Here is a 21,646-nt window from a genome sequence, read left to right on the forward strand (position 1 = left end):
ACAGCGTTGCAGCCACGGCCAGGAAAATTGCTGATCTGAATGAACTGCAGGAAAAGTATGGTGAAAAACCTGTTACCAGTTCAGCTTGATATCAGAGATCGTGAGGCAGGCTTCAACGCCATAGCTGCCAGTTGAAGCGACTGTTGATGCAGAAGTGGATTTAGTTTTATCGGAGGCTGATGGCTATTCATTACAGGGTCGATTGAAAATTAGTATACCCGGCATAGAACAGGAAACCGCCCGGGTGGAAACGGAAATAGTATCCTAATGACGTACAAAACCCCTGCCGGTTCATCCGCGCAGGGGTTCTTTTTTATCACTTTTCACCTCTCACCTTTCACTTCTTCCTGTGGCCTCGCCAGGAATCGAACCTGGATCTGGAGCTTCGGAAACTCTTATACTATCCATTGTACTACGAGGCCGTCCTAAAAGGAGTGCAATATTACGGGTTTTTCGGGAATTCCAATCTTCACCCGCCGGGTGGCACCCGACCGGTGGTACCGGTCGGGTGCCACCCGGCGGGTGAAGGAAGAAAAAAATACCTTTGGTAAAGCAACCCGGAGCAACCGGACTGCGTATAGGCCGAAGGACATGGACATTACGGCACCCACAGACAACCTGCTTAAGCAACTGGTAGAGGGATGCGTTTCCCTCAAACGCCAGAGCCAGAAGAGCTTTTACGAGCATTTCTATGGCTATGCTTATGCAGTTTGCCATCGCTATATCAGCAGAGAGGAAGAGGTGCTGGAAGTCGTAAACGATGGGTTTGTCAAGATTTTCAGGGAAATGGAACGCTTCCAGCTTCGCTATGATTCCTATGAAGCATCCCTTAAAGCCTGGATCCGACGGATATTTATCAATACCGCCATTGATCATCTCCGGAAAAAACAACTGAGCCTGGTCGCCATCCCCACGGAAACTGAAGAATATTCCCATCTGCCCGTTGTTGAGCCAACCGGACTCTCCTCCATCGCACATAAGGAATTACTGGCTATGATTCGGCGATTGAGTCCGGCATACGGACTGGTTTTCAATCTTTATGTCATAGACGGATACAACCATGAAGAAATCGCGTCCATGTTGAAAATCAGCGTGGGCAGCTCCAAATCCAACCTGTCAAAAGCCCGTGCCAACCTACAGAAAATGCTGGCAGAGGAACTAAACCGAAACCAAAAAAATGAACGAGAAAGAATTCGACTTTAACCATTGGGACAAAGGTCTGGATGATCTTTTCCGCGAAGCCGCCGATGCTGAGCAGCCGGCAGCGCCGCCCCATGCCTGGTTGAAAATGAATCAGCTGCTCGATGAAGAAGAGCGGAAACGGCGCCGCAGGTTCGCCTGGTGGTGGTTGCCCCTGTTCTTATTTATGGCCGGACACCAGCATTTTTTGCCGGAGAATTCATCTGGTTCGCTAAGTTCTCAAACGCTGTCAACGGATAAGAAAACTGCTGAGTTAGTTAAAAATTTAGAAATTGGAATTGCTCCAAATAAGCTGAATCCTCAGGAACATTCTGAGTCTGAAAAAGAGTCATTTAAAAATAAAAAGCAAACTCAATTAAGTAAAGCTGATATTAAAACAGGCAATCCTCTCCTTCTGGAGCAATCATCAGGTACTTCTGCAACCAGAAAGAAAAAATTGGTGCAGCCAGAAGAAAAAAATGCAAATATTTATAAGAATGTAATTCTAAATCTTCAAATAGATCAATCTGAATCAAACTTGATTTTATTGGAAGAAAAATCTCTTTATCCCAGCATGCCGAAAACGAATCGGATATCCCTGCCTGTTACTATAACTGTCCCTGATCCTGCAGAACCTGACCAAAAAATTTCCGACTCATCCAAACCAGAACAAGAAACTAATTTCAGGTTCTATATCTATGCCGGTGCCGCCGCAGATCGCGGATTCATCAACCGAAACCATGCATCTGATTATAAGTTGGCATACGGTGGTGGAATCGGCGTGCAGCTCAATAAGCGATGGGCTATCCAGGCAGGTATTCTTCAGACAAGAAAAATCTATGAAGCGCCCGGTGATGCGTACACCCCCAAAAAAGGATCTTATTATGACAATCCTAATTACAAAATAAAAGAAGTGTATGCCGATTGTGCCATTCTTGAAATTCCGGTAAGTGTTCGCTATAGTTTTTTACAAAATAAAAAGCAGCAGTTTTTTGGAATGCTGAGCACCCAGGCTGCACTCATGCAAAGAGAATCCTACGATTATTATTATACCCGCTTTGGTCAGCCTGCCAAAGGTTATTATACCTATCGAACCAATGCATTGGAATTGTTTTCCGCGCTCGGTTTAAGTGTTGGATATGAAAGAAAAATCAATGATAATCTGCATTGGTTAATTGCGCCCTATTTTAATTTACCAACAAGCGGAGTTGGTGAGGGTGCTGTGAAATTACGGTCTGCTGGTATATTCACCGGACTTCGGTATTCTTTCTGGAAGAAAAAATAAAACCGAGGCAACCATTTATCAACAATATACGATTAGGTAATTAATCAAACACTGCGCGTCGCGCACTAACTCCTATAATATGTTGACAGCAACCTTCAGTTGCCGGCGAATGACCTTCGTTGGCCTGGCACTTCTATTCTTTTTATCCTGTAGTAAAAGCGGAACAGATTCACCTGATAACCCTTGTGAAACAATCACCATAACAGTGAATGGAACGGTTACCAATACAGGCGGTCCGGGTAGTACAACCGGTTCCATAATTGTTACTGCTTCCGGTAGCTCGGGGTTTACGTATAGTCTGAATAACGGTCCTTATCAGGCTTCAGGTACATTCAGCAACCTGGCAGCCGGCGCCTATACAATCCGCGCGAAAAACGGAGATGGTTGTATAGGAAGCGGAAGTTTTACAGTCGCCGATGGTGATCCATGTGCCGGAAAAACAATTACGGTAACGGCTGATGCCAGTTCCTCTGAAAAATGTGGGAAAACAGGAACCATCACCGTTACCGCTTCCGGTAGTACAGGGTTTACCTATAGGTTAAATGCAAGCGGAACCTATCAGGCGTCCAATAGTTTTACCCAACTGGAAGCCGGTAACTATACCGTATATGCGAAAGATGGAACCGGGTGCGAAACCACCAAAACAATAACTGTGGATGCCGTTGCAAACGGGCCATTATTTACAGCGGTTGTTGGTTTAATCAATTCCAAATGCAGTGGATGCCATACCGGTAGTGCACCAACCAGCGGTATCAGTTTCGCAACTGATTGTGCCATTGTTGAAAAGAAAAATAATATCAAAACGCAGGCAGTTGATCTGGAAGCTATGCCAAAAGGCGGACCAGCACTCGGTGCTGCAGATAAAAAAATAATTACCGACTGGATTACAGCAGGAGGCAGAACCAGTGATTAAACGAATCTTATATGGTTGGATCATTTTGTTCATCATCCTGGGAGCCATTGGCTATTTTTTGTACCAGCTCAAAACAGGAACAGTAGAGCATCAGCAACCAGCCTATCAACTTACTGCCACTGAGTTGCTGGCTGCTTACCAGGAGGATGAACAAAAAGCCAATGAACAATTCCTCGGTAAACTGATTGAAGTTCGCGGGGCGATCAATTTACTGAACCAGGAAGATGGATTTATTTACCTCGGAGAACCAACTGCTGCAGCAACCATCAGTTGTACACTGGATTCCTCTTTAAAATCATCGATTCGGTTGCTGAAAGCCGGAGACACTGTTTCTATAAAAGGATTTTGCACAGGTTATCTGATTGATGTACAAATAAACAGAGCCCAATTGCTACCCTAATTTTTGAACTATGCACAGATTTTTTATTTCGATATGCTGGATGCTGATTATTATTTGTTCGTCCACCTTAGTTTATGCGCAACGATATACCTCCCGTACGGTTTTTATTGGATTTGAGTCTGTCACATCACTGGAAACGATTAAGGCTGAAAATAAAAACGGCGTGTTGATATTGGATGTAAACTCGGGAAAGGTTGAGGCGGCTGTCCTGATCAAAGGTTTTCTTTTTCGCAAATCCTTGATGCAACAACATTTCAATGACTCTTATTTGGAGTCTGATAAATTTCCGAAAGCACAGTTTAGTGGAAACTTTGATCCGGCTGCTGTTTCGATTCAAAAGAACGGGAAACAGTTTATTGAATTGAAAGGATCTATTACGATTCATGGGGTAACAAAGCCCCATCATTGCCAGATTCAACTTGAGTTTAAGGAGGGAAATTGTCTGGGCTTTGCTTCCTTTCCCATAAAGCCGGAAGATTTTTCGATTCAGGTGCCCGCATTGGTGAGAGATAATATCAATAAACAACTGAAAGTGGAACTAAATACCGGATGGATGAAACCAAATAACCGTTAATATGAATAGAATTCTTGTTTGCTTACTGCTGATTTCAAATGGGGCGATTTCTCAGGTCCCATTAGCAGATTCCATATCGATAGAACTGCCGGTTGATGCTGCTCAAAAAGTTACCGGCATTTTTCATTCTACCCGAATCATCCAGTCGCAATCAGTAGAGTTGCTGGGTAAAGGGAGTCTGGATGTAAGGATCCTGCATCGTTTTGGTCGTTTGTCCGACGGAGTGAAGGAATTATTTGGGCTTGATCAGGCCTCCATGCGTATGAGCTTCGATTATGGGGTGATGGATTGGTTAACGGTGGGAATTGGACGAAGTACTTATCGGAAAGAATACGATGGACTGGTTAAAGTTCGCTTGTTGCAACAGTCCGCAGAAAAGGGATCAACTCCCTTTAGTCTCGTTTTGGTGGCTGGTGCCATGATTCGTACAGCAGATGAAATTTCAGGAAATGGTTACAAACCCACGGCTGGCGATCGCACTTCTTTTTATGGTCAGTTATTAGCCGGACGCAAATTTTCTCCCGGTTTTTCCGCGCAACTGAGCGCTGCCCTTCTTCATATGAATTATGTACCCGATGAAAGCTGGAATAATACTCATTTAGCAGTAGGGATCGGTTTAAGGCAGAAATTAAGCAAACGATTTGCGCTGACCTTTGATCACCAGGTTGTGATAACCGGATTGCCGGAGGACTTTTATTTTCCACTGGGAATCGGGTTTGATATCGAAACAGGAGGACATGTATTCCAGCTTCACTTCAGCAATGCCATCGGCATGAATGAACGAGCCTTCCTCACTGAAACCACCGACCGCTTCTTCAAAGGCGAAATCCGCTTCGGCTTCAACCTCTCCCGCATGTTCTGACTCTCACCCGTCGGGTGAGGTGAGTCTACAATCCAATACAAATCGCAATTAACACCGGATACAAAATCCACTTAATCACCCTGCGGGTATTTGAATGATAAATCGGTATGTTCTGCGTTTTACCTTCAAAATTGAAACGCAGCCCGAATTCATGAAAATTCAGTCGCGATAAGGATCCTTTCAGCAAGCCCCATTCATATATGAAACGCAAACTGATGCCATATCCGATTATTGCCGGCGAAACAGTATGGGATCGTTTTATGATCTGGATCCCCGTTGCAATAGCTTCAATAATAAAAATCCCGATTACAAACAGGAGCAGGGTCGTCCAGCTGGCAATTCCAAGAAAGCCCAACACTGGTAGTATAAACAAACATAGCAACAGAGTTTCCGGCGCAGTCAAAAAATCATAGTATGCATAAGCAGGATGCTGATCGGCCAGCATACTATTCCCGATTCCATACCTAAATGGCCGGCTCCATACCCGTGATTCATTTCCCCACCAGGGATGCGTTACCGATGCAGCAGGCAAACATTTAAATTGTTTGCCATTATTTCGTTCCCGTACATGATAACTAAAATCAACATCTTCTCCACCGCCCATTTTAGGATAGGCCGCAGAGAAACGAACCGGGCCAACAGCTTTACGATTGAACATAATGTTTGCTGTGGCTCCCCAGGCAAACCGGTCTCTTTTTTTAGCAACGCCAAAAATATCCATGGATCCGCTTGCAATTACGGCTTTTGTAAAATTTTTACTTGCCGGCGGTAGATCAATCTGGCCAATGAATGCGATTTCATCCGGATTAGACCGTATGGCTGCTGCATATTGGAGCAGGATATCCTTTACCGGCACAATATCATCATCCAAAAACAGGATCCAATCTGCTGTTGCCAAATCAATCCCACGGTTTCGGGTAGCAGAAACTCCCAGATTCACTTCGTTTTTATAGAAATGTACATTGGATCTCGAGCAGGCAAACTGAAGTTCTCTGCTTAATACAATCGATGGATTGTCGCACATCAGATAAAAATTCAGCTCCGTATTAGCAGGAGGGTCCAGATTCAGAATAGGGATAAGGATCTCTTCCGTCATCCGGAAACTTGGTATTATAACATCAATTGATATTTTCATATTTGTTCAGGAAGCCTGGATATACCCGTTTTGGCATACCCAGTGTGGGTTTTTAGTGGTTTCTTTAAATCTGATTTCGTTTTGTTGCAGATTATTCCTGTTTACGATTGCATGATGCAGGTGATAGGCAACCGCTGCCATTTTCAATCTTCGTTTTTTACAACCAGCCTGCAAAAGGCGGGTTGCAAACTCAACATCTTCCCAACCCCATCCGCAGAAATCATTATTATAACCATTTACCCGGATATAATCCTCGCGCCAGAAAGCCAGGTTACATGCTTTAATATTTTGATTGCTGGTTGATTCCCTGTTAAATAAAAATCGCAGTAAAGGAAATCGAATAGCATTGATCCTATTGGTAATTCCTTTTGTCCATGGACGCAGAGGCATCAGTCCGGTTTGAATCATTTTTCTTGTCAGTATCGCATTCAGCAATACCCTGGAGCCCTGAATAAAGCAGTCTGGTCTAACTGCAGACAGATGATCTGCAATAAAATTGGGATGCAATAACATATCGCCATCTACCTGGATGATATAATCACAACTGGTTTGCCTGATTGCTTTGTTCAGAATCAGACTTTTTCGGAAACCTTCATCCGGTTGCCAGATATGTTTGAGGGGAAGTTGATATACATTTTTATAGTACTCTACCAATTGTCGGGTAGCATCAAAAGAACCATCATCTGCCACAAGTATTTCATCTGCCTGAATTGTTTGACGTAATACCGTTTCAAGAACCAGCTCCAGCGCAGAGGGCCAGTTATAGGTGCTGATCAGCAGCGCCACTTTATCGGGTTTGTTTTTCATATTATTTTCTGGTACAACAGTTAATAAATAGGAGCGGAGAAGATTTTATCTTCTGTTACCGGGATTGAATAGGGGGATGCTATTTTTTTACTAATTATCTGAAGAATTTTATCTTCATCGAGGAATTGCCCACAGTTGAAATGTTTTTCTGGACAGGCTGATTTTCCATGTCTGCCACAGGGTCTGCAGGGAAGTGCCACTTCTGCCTGAATAATATAAGATTCTGATGACAAAGGGGTGAATCCAAATCCGGGTGAAGTTGAACAATAGAGCGCAATTACCGGTGCATTCATAGCTGATGCAATGTGCAAAGGAGCAGAATCATTCACCAGATTAAATAAGGCAGATTCCATTAAAGCAGCAGATTGCAATAATGTTAACTGTCCGGCAAGCGAATGTATATTAGTGTGGTCAGGAAGACCCGCCAGGATGGTTTGAGCCAGCGGAATTTCTTTGGATGAACCAATTATATAAATCTGAATAAACGGAGGGATTTTATTCAGAATAGCGATCCATTTTTGTATTGGCGTCTGCTTGGTAAACCAGACTGAACCAGGAGCAATTATCAGGTACGGGATTCTGGTGAATGCAGCGATACGCTTATAATCGTATGGGCTTGGGTAAAGTTTAGGACGTTCAATTGAACAAGGCACAATACCTTCCAATAACTGATTGCATCTTGTTGTTTCGTGGATAAAACGGCCGGTTTTGCCTGTTAAGTGAGGGGTTTTTTGTGTAAATAAAAAGGAGAGAGGATTTTTGTCGTATCCGATTCTCTGTTTTGCACCGGAAAGACCGCATAATAAACCAGTTGCTGCATATCGCTGGACGGTTAGAACCAGGTCGTATCTATGCTTACGTAGTTGAAGCAGGAGTTGGAATAGATGGCTGTATTTTTTTTCTTTTTTATTCCAAACAAGTACATTGTTTAGATAAGGGTGGCCATCAAACAGAGATTCGTTTCCTTGTCGAACTAAAAAATCAATCTTTGCATATGGGTAATACGTATGAAGATTTTCAATTAATACAGTTGAAAGAATAACATCGCCAATAAAAGCTGTCTGGATGATTAACACATGCTTCATACAATCGGGCATTTGGAGCCCTCAGGTATGACAAGGTGGTTTTTAAAATCGTTGTATCGGATTTTTTACTTCGTAGATAAAATTCGTTTTGGCAGGTTCTCCAAAATAGGCAATATCATGTTCACCAACTTTTTTGGCACCAAAAGTTTCAATTGATTTTTGTGAACGAAAGTTGGTGATACCGATATGAAAGCGAACTATATCGGCAAAACGAAATGCATGTTGGACCATTAGTTTTTTCAGTTCCTGGTTATAACCCTGGTTCCAGAAAGGACGACCAAGAAAAGTATAACCGATCAGAATGCTGTTATCAGTTGAATCAAAATCATAAAAACGGGTACAGCCCATAATTTGATTGGATTGTTTTTGCAGGATTTTATAGGCTCCTTTGCTTTCCATGGCTCCATTAAAATAATTTCTAAACTCATCCAATTGGTACCGGTTTTTATTGGGATGCTGTTCCCAAAGTAGTGGATCGTTGGCAATTTGATAGAGTGAGTGGAAGTCGGTATCCTCTAAAGGAATCAGGTGTAATCTTTCTGATTTTAATTCTTGTTGCAACCAGGACATACAGCTTCAATATTTTATAAAAAAGTAAATATCATTAAAAACCGGTAAATATGTGATATGTAATATAAACAATAGAGTTCCTTAGAATTTGTTTTTTAAAATACCCGTGTTTTAACGGGTGTTTTAAAATAAATACCTCTTAGTAGTATTCCTCAAAAAGCGCAGGCTCTCTATTTTTGCCAAAATTTGTTTAAAGCTGGTGCAACGATTCTAAAATAATTTATCTCATTCTTGCTTGTCTGAACTTATTAATAAGGAAGTAGGCTGGTATGTTGATTTATAAACACACTCATTTGGCTTTTGCTGATGTTCCGCTCATTAGGAATTCGGCAAGAGGCGAAAATCCAATTATCATGAATAACCTCCGGTTATTGTTTTTATTTGTTGTTATTATCTTAAGCGGGTTAGTAAGTTTTGGGCAGGTTCCGGATAATTTAAGTTCGGTTAAAGCATCTCAGATCTCAGATCAACAACTTCAGCAATACATTTTACGGGCCAAAGAAAATGGATATACTCCTGAAGAATTGGAGAAAGAATTATTGGCTCGTGGATTACCTGAATCGGAGATGCAGGAGCTTAGGTTAAGGATTGAACAAATGGGCTGGATTCCTGAGAAATCAGGAAGTTCGGATAGTGCATCAGTTAAGTCAGATAAAAAACCACGCAAATTTACTGCCAGAAAATCTCACCTGGAAGAGTTGTTTCCAACGCCAAAAAAGCCACAATTATTTGGAGCTGAATTGTTTTCAAATACCAGTTTGGTATTTGAGCCTGATATGCGAATGGCCACACCTAAGGACTATGTAATAGGACCTGAAGATGAATTGGTGATACAGGTATTTGGCCAGAATGTATCACAGCAAACAGCTACTGTAAGTCCGGATGGTACCATTAATATTAAATATGCAGGTGTGGTTTTAGTTGCCGGGCTATCAGTTGAGGCGGCCACTTCCCGGATTAAAACTAGCTTAAGTAAATACTATCCATCACTTTCAAGCGGCCAAACCAAACTTAATGTGACCCTTGGTAATATCCGCAGTATCCGTGTAGTTCTGATTGGAGCAGTTAATCGCCCCGGCACCTATACACTTCCTTCTCTCGCCACGCTTTACAACGCTTTATACGTAAGCGGTGGGCCAACGGAAAATGGCTCTCTGCGTACCATCGAACTTATTCGGAATGGGAAAACCGTTGCCGTTGCCGATTTGTATGATTTTTTAACCAAAGGCGATCTTCGTGGGAATGCCCGCTTGGAAGATAATGACGTTATCAGGATTCCATATGCGAAAACACTTATTACAATTGGAGGTCTTGTAAATAGGCCAGGCATATTTGAAATCAGGGATTCAGAATCGCTGGCAACAGTAATTGATTATGCGGGAGGGTTTTCAAGCAAGGCGTTTCGCAATAGAATTACTGGTAGACGGTATGATGGAGTCAGCAGGCAGGTATTGGATATTTCCAACGACTCCTTTCCCTATTTCCGCATGAAACATGGTGATGAATTTCATATTGATAGTGTCATAAATAGATATGAAAACCGGGTGATAATATCAGGTGCTGTAATGAAACCCGGGGAATACGCTCTATTTGAAAACATGAGTTTTTATGATCTGATTCAAAAGGCACATGGTTTGAAAGAAGACGTCTATTCTGGCAGAGCCTTATTGGTACGTACCAGAGCTGATTTAAGTAAGGAGCATATTCCGATTGATCTTCAAAAAATCATAAATGGAACCTCTAAAGGCCCTACTTTAAAACGAGAAGACAGTGTATCAGTAAGCTCAATTTTTGATTTAAAAGACACCAGTTTTGTAACCATTAACGGGGCTGTACGCTTTCCTGGAAAATTCAGGTTTGAAGATAGTTTAAGTTTAAAATCATTAATCATAATGGCAGGTGGTTATGCCGTAAATGGGACTGGAAAAGGCATCGAAATTTCAAGAAGGAGAAAAGATATCAACGTGCTATTAGCAGGTAGCCCAATTGTTGAAATTATACATTTTGATGATAATATGGATTTAAGTGCTGCATCAAAAGATTTGACGCTTCAGCCGTACGATATAGTAGCCATTAAAGAGAATCCAAATTATTTACAGCAGATCAGTGTGAAAGTGAGTGGTGAAGTGTTAATGCCAGCAGTTTATGCTCTAAAGAGCAGGGAAGAACGGATCAGTTCACTTATTCAGCGTAGTGGCGGTCTGCTTTATACTGCAAATATTGGCGGAGCAAAGCTGATTCGCCAGCGGAAAGAATTACTGGATACCTCAGAAGTAAAGCGATTGCTTAAAACAATGGCGAGAGATACCACTCAAAAAAAGGATGAGGAAGTATTGGAAAAGACAAGAGATGTAGCGATAGATCTTGCATTTATTTTGGATCATCCAGGATCATCTGATGATATAACATTGGAGGAAGGTGATGAGCTGTATATACCACGTATAAATAATACGGTAAGCATTAATGGAGAAGTATACAAGCCTCTTGATATAATGTATGAACGTCATAAATCAATGAAGGATTATCTATCTGATGCCGGAGGTGTAACTCAATTGGGAAAGAAAAGAAAAGCATTTATAATATATCCAAACGGTAGGTCAGCCCGAATCAAAAAAGTTTTTGGCTTTATCCCATCCTATCCTGAGGTTCAACCTGGTTCCAGCATTTTTGTGCCTGAAAAACCCAAGCGCTCAGAACTGGAACCTGCCAAAGCAGGAATTCTCATATCAGCATTAACCGCATTTATAACCGGGTTGTCACTGATTCTGAGATAAAAGAGAGCGGTTGGATAGGTTTTATTTACGTTACTGATCCTGTGTTTTTCACATCATGGGACTCAGGTGGCGAAGCTGTGAAAAGTTCAAAAAGATTAGTTACTACATGTCAGAAAACAATGCAGAAGTTATAACCCTGAGGGATTTATTGGAAAAACTACAGTTAATGTTTCTTTTTCTGCTTAAAAACTGGTGGAAGATTGGAGCAGTAGCGTTCTGTGGTGCGATGATAGGATACTTAGCATTTACACTACAAAAGCCCCGATTTGATGCAGCTTGTACTTTTGTTTTGGAAGAGAGACAATCTGGAGTTGGAGGATTAGGTGGTTTGGCCAGTCAGTTTGGAATTGATATAGGATCAATTACTGGTGGAGGAGGTAATGGAATGTTTACAGGAGACAATATATTTGAAATTCTAAATTCACAAATAATTCTGAAAGAGGTATTACTGTCCAAAATATCAACCAAAACTGATAGTGTTTCTCTTGCAGATAGGTACCTGGAAATATCAAAATTGAAAGCTGCATGGGCTGGAATTCCCAAACTGGATTCGATTGAATTTGGAACTAAAAAGGAGATTGGTGAATTAAGTGTGGTTGAGGATAGTGTATTAAATATTATTTATGCTTCTATAGTTAAAAATAATCTGGCGGTTGAAAGAGTAAGTAAAAAGGGAACACTGATTAAAACCACCGTTAGTTCAATTGATCCTGAATTTTCACGTCATTTAGTTCAGCGGGTAGTACATGGTTCTCATGATTATTATATTAATATGAAGACATTTATTACAAAATCAAATATAACCAGACTTCAGAAAAAAGCAGACTCCTTGCTTTCTCTTCTGACAAACAGAACGTATGGGGCAGCGCAGCTTCAGCTCAATGATCCGAATCCTGCACTCAGAGCATTGATGGTTCCGGCAGAGCTGGCCTCGCGCGATAAAGCTGTAGTTGCAACATTATATGGTGAAGTAGTTAAAAATCTTGAAATTGCCCGAACCACCCAAATGATGCAAACTCCAATCCTGCAAATATTGGATGCCCCTCCTCTTTCATTGAATGATAATAAAAGAGGAAAACTATATTGGATGGCTATCTGTGTGTTTATATCTGTAGCCCTTTCATCAGCTTACCTAATCCTGTTTAAGTTTAATAGATGAACATAAATTTTGTGTCATTCCTGCATCCTGAAAGATTTAGTGGAGGTGGTGAACTGGATAATCGAATGATAATTGATAAGGGTAGACAATTGGGAAATGATATTAGAATAGGAGCCAGAGTTACGCATAAATATTGGAGCAGATTGATGGCACCTGTTATGAAACTTCATACAAAACCAGATCTTTGGATACTTTCCGATTTATTTAATGTGCCAGAGTATAAGCTTTCCTATAAAAAAAAATGGTTGGAAAATATCATTCAAAATGAACCATATATTCATCTTGACAACGCTTATGTGGATATATGCTCGAATGGCGCACTTCCATGTGGTGGGTGTAAACTAAAGTGTACTGAAAATTGCGGGTATCCCCTTACTGAAATGATATATGATAAATCAAGATTGAATGTATTTTTGTCTCCTTTGCATGAGCGAATAATCAATGGGATGTTTGACAATAAATATATTGATAAATCATTTGTTGTAAGACCACTGATTGATACTGACAGGTTTTATAAAACCGGTGTAGAAAGAGATATTGATTATTTATATGTTGGAACAATTTCTTATTACAAAGGATACGGACAATTAAAAGATCGTTTTAGCCAGGAAAAGAACTTCCTGTTTATAGGCAAAAATGCTACAGGCGAACCCCTGTTCGGTAAGCATATTGAACATGTGGAAAATGTTCGTTTAATTGAATATTTTAATAGGTCAAAAAATTTTGTTCATTTGCCTGAATGGAATGAGCCAATGGGTAGAACTGTAATTGAAGCGGCTCTTTGTGGTTGTAATATTATATCTAATGAAAGAGTAGGCGCATGCAGTTTTGAGTTTGATATATCGAACCCTGTAAATAGCAAAAATGCAGCTAAAGAATTCTGGAACAAAATAAAGTCGGTTGTATAATAGAATATGTATGTTAAGTATAATAATACCTGCCAATAATCTGATAAAAAGTATTAATCCCCGTTTTTTTTATAAAAAAAGATTTTGCCTGGATGATACCATTCAAAGTATTGTACAATCAATTTCTATACCTTATGAGTTGATTATAGTTGTAAACGATTGCAATAATAATGAACTGGTGGATTATGTCAAAACAAGTCCGTATGTAACAAAATATTCGATTAATTCATCTAATGCTGGTGTGGCGAGGTCCTGGAATATTGGCGCACATCTGGCTGAGGGAAAGCATTTGTGTTTCTGTAATGATGATGTTGAATTTACAAATAACATAGTTTTTGAGCAATTGGTGCAACTCCTGAATGCGGATGATAAGATTGGTGAAATAGGTCCCGCAGGTGGTAAATGGCATCTGGATAAAAGCGGCGATCGAACAGGGTTAACTAAAATAGAAGAAGCGGATGAAATTTCAGGCTTCTTCTTTATTATACCTGCCGTAATTTATCACGAAACCGGGGGGTTTGATAACTACTATACACCAGCTGGGTGCGAAGAGATTGATATGTCTTTCAAAATTAGAAGTCTTGGCTATAAATGTATAGTTGTTCCTAATACTGGCATCATTCACCATGGGAACCATGGAATAAGTTCAAAGCGGAGCATCGTAAAGTATTTCAATCAGGAGGTAGATACTCATGAACTGGATAAGAGAAATAAAGCTTACTTTATCAACAAGTGGTACAAAAAATCCTGAAAAATAGTCTCGCTGCTTTTGCTTTCCAATTCCTTAACAGAGGGCTTGGTTTTGGCTGTTTTATACTCATAGCACGCTTGCTGGGTATTGAAAAAATTGGACATTTTACCTATATATTGTCCCTTTGTGCCCTGCTTACCCTATTTGTAGAATTTGGCACCAATCAATTTCTGGTAAAAGAAGTGGCATCCAATGGGGGGAAGGTTGACGCAACGGCACTGATTTCTATTCTTTTTCTAAAATTGATTCAATACCTGATTGGTCTTATTGTTTTGTTTTCAATAGAATTTAAAACACTTATAACCGATTTTACAATAATCAATTGTTTGTTTTTATACGTGCTGTTTGATAGTATAGCGCAAACCGGAATTAGTATATTAAATGGTAGAAAAGAGTTTATTAAAGCTAATAAATATAGTTTTTTTTACGAATCCGGGCGATCCTTGTTTCTTCTGTTGCTGATTTTGTTAACCGGATCAGAAATCGTTATTCCCTTCGTATATATATTCAGTGCTTTTCTTTTTTCAATTCTAATAAGCAGAAAAGTATTCACTATTAATTTAAGTGTTGGTTTGTTTTATCCGGACAGAATTTTCAAAAGCATAAAAAAGAGTTATCGGTCAACCTATCTTTTTTTTCTTGCAGCTATTGCATTCCAGCTATACTTCAGGATAGATATAATTCTTCTAAGAAGGTTAAGTTCTGAATTTGAATTGGGTGTATATGGCACGGCATATAAGTTTTTTGAAGTATTTTTATTTGTTCCGGCTATTGTATCGGGTATAGTGTATCCGCATGTAGTTGAAATGTTCAAATCGGATAAATGGAAGGTTTCTAAATACCTTTCAGAAATTCAGCTAAAATCAACTTGTTTACTGGCGATTCCTGTTGTTGTGCTTATTTTACTTAGTGACTTTATTATTAATCTTTTTTTTGACGCTTCATTCTCTGGAGCAGGTTCAATAATGCAGATCTTATTTCTTACCTCTTTTTTGTTTTGCTTCAATTTTGTATATCCGGTTCTAATGAACGCAGGTGGATGGGAACGTAATTCTATATATACCTATCTTATTGGGATGGTGCTGAATGTGATTTTGAACTTTATGTTAATTCCCAGATACGGAGCTGCCGGAGCTGCTTATGCAACATTAATTGCGGAATTATTTGTAACAACAATATTTATCTTATTTAGCTATAAAGAGAAGGTTGGGTTTATTAATTCAACAGCGTTGATTACCCTGGCTGTTTGTTTGATTTTGGTTCTTTTTAAAGTTGCTTTTTTGGCACTACCTCTTTTGCTCCTTATAATTTTATTTGTTTTTAGAACTGAGCTCAATTGGAAACAAAAATTACATGCGCGCGGATAGAATTGGATTTTATTTGACAGTAATTCTGTTTGGCGTCATTATTTTATTCGGTGAGTCGTTTAAATTGAATCTTGCTTTTGTTAAGATCAGTTTACCACTGTTGTTAATTGCAATACTTTTGGTAAATAGTTTTCAAGCAGGTTTTTTATTTTATACCACCCGACTTGATTATTTTATTTACGCTTACCTGTCTATTATTCTATTGTACACAATTATTGGTTTGATTTCCGGTAACTCTGTCAGGGATGTTTTTGAAGATCTGTATCCTTTACTTGTTTTTGTATTACTCTATTTGGTTTGGCGCTCATGGTCAATTGAACAATTCACAGGCTTATGGAAATTGATAATAGTATTTGGTACACTGGCTGCCATTAAAGTTATTATTATAGGGTTTCTTCCAATTGAAGCCGGATGGGATAGCGTTTGGCAGGCTGCAAAGGAACCATTGCCTCTCGGTTCCTTCAGTAGAATTATACTTAGAGGGGGCGATATTTTTTTATCTATCTCTCTTGTTTATTATTTACTTGATGTTTTACGTAATAAACAAGGTTCAATGGTTCGGAACCTTCTTTATGTACTAATATGTCTGGTTGCAGTTTTTATTTCTTTATCACGCAGTTCTTTTTTGGCTGACTTTCTTGCTATTCTTTTCTGTATAGCACTTTTTCGGTCCCGATTTTCCACAAAAAAAATGATATCATTCGGATCAATACTACTGGTCTTTTTGATATTAATACTTCCTTTTATTAATGCAATTTCTCTTGCTGTGTCAATATTCGAGGCAAGAACTGATGCTTTTGATAATAATAATATTGCGGTTAGTTTTCGGGAAAATGAAAATGAACTGGTTCGCGATGCTGCTTCCCGCACATTTTATCTTGGAAATGGAATGGGAAGTTATTTTTACCTGCCACTTTCAGGTAGTGAAAAAATGGATGGACGCAGTATTTATGTTCATAATTTTAATTATTGGTTGTTATTAAAAGCAGGATTTCCCGGACTTGTCATTTTTTGCTCGATTTATTTTTTAGGTGTCCGTAACTATCTTCAATTTTTAAGGCATAGAACCTCTGCGGATGCGGATTTTATGCTCATTACTATACTGGCTGCAGGTATTATTGTTTGGGTTATTTCCATTTTAGCTAACAAATTTAGTACACTAAGTGGTGCAGTTTTTCTCGCTTTTTTTATTGCAGGTTCTTCAGTTGTAAAAACATCCTATGAAAATAGCCGTAGATCTTAAAAACAGCTGGTTGTATGGTAAAGGAATTTCCGGCTTTACAATGAATTTATTGCAAGATCTGGCAAAGATTTCTCCTCTTGGTCATACAGTAGATTTATTTTCTCCCGCATTTGATACCTCGGAATTAAAGAATATTCAAAAAATACCGGCATTTACGGCCCGCCCAACCCGACTAATTAATCGGGAAAGCAGGATTCATAAAATTTGGTACGATCAGGCAATTTTATTACAATATTTAAATACTTCAAAGCCTGATTTGTTTTTTTCGCCTTATTTTGATTTGCCTTATTTATATATTGGAAAAACTATCTCCACAATCCATGATCTTGCAGTATTGGATTTGAGTAATCAATACGGTAAACTTTTTTCAGCGTATTATTCAATTCTGCTAAATAAATGTGTTCGGGAATCAGCTTATATTTTAACCGTATCTGATTATTCCAGGAATAGATTGATCGATAAATTCAATATACCGGGAAATAGAATACATGTATTTTATAATAAGGTTCATCCTGCCTTTAAGGAAAGCTCAATTGAAATTTCCCTGCCGGCTTTACCTGGGGAATTTCTACTTTATACCGGAGGTCTTGATAAACGGAAGAATATTTCCTTACTTATTCAGGGGTATCAGGCTGCGAAGAGGGAATTCAGTTCTATTCCGCCTCTTGTAATAACAGGAATTTCGAAGGAAAATATTGAAAAACACTGGAGTGGAATTTTACAGCTGGAGAATGTAATTCCACTTGAATATCTTTCATTTCCAGAAATCGTTGCCTTATATCGAAAAGCTACCTTACTGGTTAATACATCCGGATACGAAGGTTTTGGTATGCCGGTATTGGAATCCTTAACAGTTGGAAAGCCAATTATTTGTTCTGATATAGATGTATTTAGAGAAATAGGGCAAGACCTGGTTTATTATTTTAAATCTCATTCAGTAGAATCATTTACTGCTGCAATTGTGGCCTATTTCAAAGGGCAATTGACTTCTGTTGACCCTGGTGCAATGATGCGAAGAGCCGATGAGTTCAATGAACAAACTTACGGTCAGCGATTTCTGGATTTAATTCAATCAGCCTGAATATGATTAAACCAATGGTTTCTGTTTTAATGACAGTTTATAATGATGCAGATCAGGTTGCATTAGCTGTTAGAAGTATTTTGAATCAGTCTTTCACGGATTTTGAGTTTATTATTGTTAATGACGGATCTACTGATAACACAAATAGTATATTGAAAGATTTGGCTTCCATGGATAAACGAATACAGGTTTACTCCATTGCCAATTCTGGAACCGCAAAAGCTGCTAACTACGGATTGACTTTCTGTAATGGAAAATATATTGCAAGGCTGGATTCCGATGATATCTCATATCCGCATCGTTTACAAACAGAGGTGGATTTTCTTGAAAGAAATACAGGTATTGATCTTGTCGGGGGAGGATGTCATATAGCTGACCTGAACGGCACAATTATCGGTGTAAGGAATATTTACACAAAGAATCCTCATAAAACTTTACTACGGAGATGTATTTATCAGCAAAGTGATATTATGTTTCGGAAATCAGTTTTAGCTAAGTTACCTGAGGGTGAAGTATACAGATCCAAACTAAAGGCTGAAGATTATGACTTATGGCTGCGAATCAGTGAGGTTGGGAGAATTGCAAAGATAAATGAAATACTGGGCGTATGGCGGTTAAACCGGGGGGGATATACCCTGTCACGAAAGGAAGAGCAGCTTGAAGCTGTTATGGTATTGAAAAAAATGGCTGCATTGAGAAGAAAGGGACTTTCAGACGGGTATGAAGAATTTGTTCCTGTCGCTAAACATAAATTACACCGTAGTTTAATTCGGGAAGCAGAATATGATCTGGTTGTTTCACAGGTATTAATAAAAGAAGGTAGAACGCTCGAAGCAAAAAAACTACTTAGACCATATAAAAAAAGTAGTCAGGATTGGCAACTTGTCAAAAGATGGTATCAATTGGCAGGTATTCCTGTTCCCCTGCTGAAACTTGTTTTCTCTTTCCGTGAATTTATTCTAAATAATAGCTCAATTGAATTACGTTAAATGACACGAGTTGCCATTCTTTTGGAAGCTACACTTGGCGGTACCAGGAAACATGTAATTGACTTGTTGTTGCACCTTCCTTTGGATATCGTTTCTCCTGTATTTATTTATTCAAAGGAAAGGGCAGATCGTTCTTTTTTTACAGATATTGTTAAAGTGCAGGATAGAGGTATTCCCTGTATTGAATTGCCTATGTCCAACAATATTGTCAAACCGGAAAACCTGCTTTGTATTTTTCGTTTGACATCAATTTTTCGAGAATGTAAAATTGAAGTTCTTCATCTGCATGGAGCAATTGCAGGTACTATTGGTAGAATCTCCGCTCTGTTATATGGCAGAATTAGAAAGATTTATTATTCTCCGCATGGAGGTGTTCTGCACAAATTAAAAAAAGCTTCCGGTGGAACAATATTCCGGACTATCGAAAAAATATTGATTCGTAAAAATGTTGAATTTATAGCAGTTTCAAGTGATGAAGTTAATTCACTCAAAAATGAACTTGGGCTTACAGGTGAAAAAATTCATTTGATACATAATGGTATATCGTTTGATCGGATAGCTGCTGATCGGAAAGAAGTAAGAAATAGACTTGGATTTTCCGACTATGATTATATAACACTTTATCCTGCACTCTTTTTGGAAGCCAAAGGCCATCTTAATTTTTTCACTACCCTTTTGAATATGCCAACGCCAGCAATAGATCCCAGAGTTAAAATTGTACTTGCAGGGGATGGACCATTGAAAGAAAAGGTAATGAATCTGGTAGCTGCTTCAGAATATGCTAATTCAGTAAAGTTTGCAGGATTTGTAGAAAAAATTGAAGAATATTTTTTGGCCTGTGATATCGTATTGCTCCCGTCAAACCAGGAAGCTTTTGGGTACGTGTTAGTGGAAGCTTTATTATACAACAGACCCGTCCTGGCTACAAACGTGGGTGGTATACCGGATATTATTAAGGATGGCCTAAATGGTTTTCTATATCCGGTGGATCAGTTGAATCGTATGATCAATGATATAAATAGATTGGCTGGTAGTGCAAACGATATGGAGCAACTTGTTGTCAATATAGAAGGATTGCTTCAGGAAAAATTCGATATCAGAAAGAATACGCAGGCAATTGCCTCTTTGTATATATGAAATGGATGATAATTAAACCTTATAACTATGAATGTTTCACAATCTTTACAAAAATCCAAGATCTTTTTTGATCTTGTTTTTGTTTCGGTCATTTTATTCCTTGTTCGAAGTAATCTTTTTCTGGATGCAGGAGCATTTTCAATCAATAATCTGTTTATTTCATTGATTTGTATGATTGCCTGGTTTCTTGTAGGTCGTTCTATGGGGTTATACGAGGATTATCGTAACACGCAATTTGCTATAGAATGGATTGCTTTTTTGAAAACAATCCTGCTTTATTCTTTAATTGTGTCCTGCCTTTTTTATTTTGTTTTGAGTCAGGTTGCATTTGGAAGAGCACATTTGTTTATTCATTTCGCTACTTTATTTTTTTTAATACCTGTTCAGAAAATTTCAATCCGGCTGTTTTATAAGCGTTTTAGAGTGGCAGACCGGGTAATAAGAAAGGTTTTAATAGTTGGTGCTGGATCCAATGGGAAGGAGTTTTATTCCAAATTTGTAAAATCTAAACGGTATGGTTACGAATTGACAGGTTTTATTGGTGAAGAAGAAGATATTGAATTAAATGGCCATTATCTAGGTAAAACCTCCGATTTAGACAGTGTGCTGCTTACTCATGAGTTGGACGATATTATTGTGACGATACCTATTAAAGATGAAACTGTTCTTGAAAAAATTGTAACATCCGGCGAAAGCCAGGGGAAAATGATTCGTGTAATTCCTGATTTTCACCGATTTGGTTCTCGTCGTTTACAAGTGAATCAAATCGGAACGCTTCCAATAATCTCTTTGCGCTCTCTTCCTCTGGAGAAATATGATTTTAAATTACTGAAACGTGGATTTGATATTGTCTTTTCATTTTTAGTAATTGTTTTGGTTTTTAGCTGGGTATTTCCAATTATTGCGATACTTATTAAATTGGAATCAAAAGGCCCGGTTTTCTTTATTCAGGACAGATGGGGGTTAAACAACAGTTTGATCAGATGTTTTAAGTTTCGCACCATGTCTGTAAGTAGTAAGGATATTGATGAGAATGGCAATTATTTACAAGCACGTAAAAACGACCCTCGTATTACTAAAGTTGGGGCTTTTCTCAGGAAAACAAACCTGGATGAATTGCCACAGTTTTTAAATGTATTACTTGGTTCCATGTCTGTTGTAGGTCCCAGACCCCACCCGGTACCTCTTAATATCCAATCAAAGAAACTGGTTGATAATTATTTATTACGGCATTGGGTTAAACCTGGAATTACCGGATGGGCACAAGTAAATGGATATAGAGGTGAAACTGCAAAACCTTACCTTATGCAGAAACGGGTTGAATTTGATGTCTGGTATGTTGAGAACTGGACGTTTTGGCTGGATCAGCAAATAATTTTGCAAACCCTCGTTAATATGGTGAAGGGTGAAAAAAATGCCTATTAGTA

At 38.9% G+C, this 21,646-nt stretch carries 20 protein-coding genes and 1 tRNA gene; 16 read left to right on the forward strand and 5 right to left on the reverse strand.

Features of this window, described 5'->3' with window-relative positions; all coding sequences use genetic code 11:
• Positions 1-350: 350 nt before the first annotated feature.
• Positions 351-422 (reverse strand) — tRNA-Arg (locus B2746_RS13815).
• A 169-nt stretch (positions 423-591) separates the two neighbouring features.
• Between B2746_RS13815 and B2746_RS13820 the strand changes: the two genes are divergently transcribed.
• The 6 genes from B2746_RS13820 (at position 592) to B2746_RS13845 (ending at position 5,213) form a co-directional block, all read left to right on the forward strand.
• Positions 592-1,203, forward strand: coding sequence for an RNA polymerase sigma factor (locus B2746_RS13820; protein ID WP_290795030.1), 612 nt, complete (start codon positions 592-594; stop codon positions 1,201-1,203).
• Positions 1,178-2,464: a hypothetical protein gene (locus tag B2746_RS13825; RefSeq protein WP_290795032.1), complete on the forward strand. Its 1,287-nt coding sequence runs from the start codon at positions 1,178-1,180 to the stop codon at positions 2,462-2,464. The genes B2746_RS13820 and B2746_RS13825 overlap by 26 nt, the downstream gene beginning before the upstream one ends.
• Before the next feature lie 79 nt (positions 2,465-2,543).
• Positions 2,544-3,377, forward strand: a complete 834-nt coding sequence (locus tag B2746_RS13830; protein WP_290795034.1) for a hypothetical protein — start codon at positions 2,544-2,546, stop codon at positions 3,375-3,377.
• Between the two features lie 25 nt (positions 3,378-3,402).
• Positions 3,403-3,777, forward strand: coding sequence for an OB-fold protein (locus B2746_RS13835; protein WP_290795036.1), 375 nt, complete (start codon positions 3,403-3,405; stop codon positions 3,775-3,777).
• Between the two features lie 10 nt (positions 3,778-3,787).
• On the forward strand, positions 3,788-4,351 hold the full coding sequence (locus B2746_RS13840) for a YceI family protein (RefSeq protein ID WP_290795037.1): 564 nt from the start codon (positions 3,788-3,790) through the stop codon (positions 4,349-4,351).
• A 1-nt stretch (position 4,352) separates the two neighbouring features.
• Positions 4,353-5,213, forward strand: coding sequence for a DUF5777 family beta-barrel protein (locus B2746_RS13845; RefSeq protein WP_290795038.1), 861 nt, complete (start codon positions 4,353-4,355; stop codon positions 5,211-5,213).
• A gap of 25 nt (positions 5,214-5,238) precedes the next feature.
• Here B2746_RS13845 and B2746_RS13850 read toward each other — a convergent pair whose 3' ends face one another.
• The 4 genes from B2746_RS13850 to B2746_RS13865 are packed head-to-tail and all read right to left on the reverse strand — an operon-like array spanning position 5,239 to position 8,810.
• On the reverse strand, positions 5,239-6,348 hold the full coding sequence (locus B2746_RS13850; protein ID WP_290795040.1) for a glycosyltransferase: 1,110 nt from the start codon (positions 6,346-6,348) through the stop codon (positions 5,239-5,241).
• Positions 6,349-6,354: 6 nt separating this feature from the next.
• The gene (locus B2746_RS13855) at positions 6,355-7,155 is read right to left on the reverse strand and encodes a glycosyltransferase family 2 protein (RefSeq protein WP_290795042.1); all 801 of its coding nucleotides are present in this window, start codon (positions 7,153-7,155) and stop codon (positions 6,355-6,357) included.
• A 20-nt stretch (positions 7,156-7,175) separates the two neighbouring features.
• Entirely contained in the window at positions 7,176-8,240 is a 1,065-nt protein-coding gene (locus tag B2746_RS13860; protein ID WP_290795045.1) for a glycosyltransferase family 9 protein, read from the reverse strand.
• A 42-nt stretch (positions 8,241-8,282) separates the two neighbouring features.
• Positions 8,283-8,810, reverse strand: a complete 528-nt coding sequence (locus tag B2746_RS13865) for a GNAT family N-acetyltransferase (RefSeq protein ID WP_290795047.1) — start codon at positions 8,808-8,810, stop codon at positions 8,283-8,285.
• A gap of 353 nt (positions 8,811-9,163) precedes the next feature.
• Here B2746_RS13865 and B2746_RS13870 point away from each other — a divergent pair, with 353 nt between their 5' ends.
• The 10 genes from B2746_RS13870 (at position 9,164) to B2746_RS13915 (ending at position 21,644) form a co-directional block, all read left to right on the forward strand.
• Positions 9,164-11,584, forward strand: coding sequence for an SLBB domain-containing protein (locus B2746_RS13870; RefSeq protein ID WP_290795048.1), 2,421 nt, complete (start codon positions 9,164-9,166; stop codon positions 11,582-11,584).
• Positions 11,585-11,690: 106 nt separating this feature from the next.
• Entirely contained in the window at positions 11,691-12,743 is a 1,053-nt protein-coding gene (locus B2746_RS13875; protein ID WP_290795049.1) for a hypothetical protein, read from the forward strand.
• Positions 12,740-13,651, forward strand: coding sequence for a glycosyltransferase (locus B2746_RS13880; protein ID WP_290795050.1), 912 nt, complete (start codon positions 12,740-12,742; stop codon positions 13,649-13,651). The genes B2746_RS13875 and B2746_RS13880 overlap by 4 nt, the downstream gene beginning before the upstream one ends.
• A 10-nt stretch (positions 13,652-13,661) precedes the next feature.
• Positions 13,662-14,402 carry a glycosyltransferase family 2 protein gene (locus B2746_RS13885; RefSeq protein WP_290795053.1) on the forward strand — a complete coding sequence of 247 codons (741 nt, stop codon included), beginning with the start codon at positions 13,662-13,664 and terminating at the stop codon, positions 14,400-14,402.
• Complete coding sequence (locus B2746_RS13890) at positions 14,384-15,769, forward strand: oligosaccharide flippase family protein (protein ID WP_290795055.1); 1,386 nt, start codon at positions 14,384-14,386, stop codon at positions 15,767-15,769. Before B2746_RS13885 ends, B2746_RS13890 begins: the two co-directional genes overlap by 19 nt.
• The gene (locus B2746_RS13895; RefSeq protein WP_290795057.1) at positions 15,756-17,012 is read left to right on the forward strand and encodes an O-antigen ligase family protein; all 1,257 of its coding nucleotides are present in this window, start codon (positions 15,756-15,758) and stop codon (positions 17,010-17,012) included. Before B2746_RS13890 ends, B2746_RS13895 begins: the two co-directional genes overlap by 14 nt.
• A complete protein-coding gene (locus B2746_RS13900) occupies positions 16,990-18,093 on the forward strand; it encodes a glycosyltransferase family 4 protein (RefSeq protein ID WP_290795059.1) in 1,104 nt (367 codons plus the stop codon). The genes B2746_RS13895 and B2746_RS13900 overlap by 23 nt, the downstream gene beginning before the upstream one ends.
• A gap of 2 nt (positions 18,094-18,095) precedes the next feature.
• Positions 18,096-19,082, forward strand: a complete 987-nt coding sequence (locus B2746_RS13905; RefSeq protein WP_290795060.1) for a glycosyltransferase family 2 protein — start codon at positions 18,096-18,098, stop codon at positions 19,080-19,082.
• Entirely contained in the window at positions 19,083-20,219 is a 1,137-nt protein-coding gene (locus B2746_RS13910) for a glycosyltransferase (protein ID WP_290795061.1), read from the forward strand.
• Positions 20,220-20,246: 27 nt separating this feature from the next.
• Positions 20,247-21,644: an undecaprenyl-phosphate glucose phosphotransferase gene (locus B2746_RS13915; RefSeq protein WP_290795063.1), complete on the forward strand. Its 1,398-nt coding sequence runs from the start codon at positions 20,247-20,249 to the stop codon at positions 21,642-21,644.
• The last annotated feature ends 2 nt before the right edge of the window (positions 21,645-21,646 follow it).

This window comes from Flavihumibacter sp. UBA7668 (assembly GCF_002483205.1).
In the GTDB taxonomy this organism is placed as follows: domain Bacteria; phylum Bacteroidota; class Bacteroidia; order Chitinophagales; family Chitinophagaceae; genus Flavihumibacter.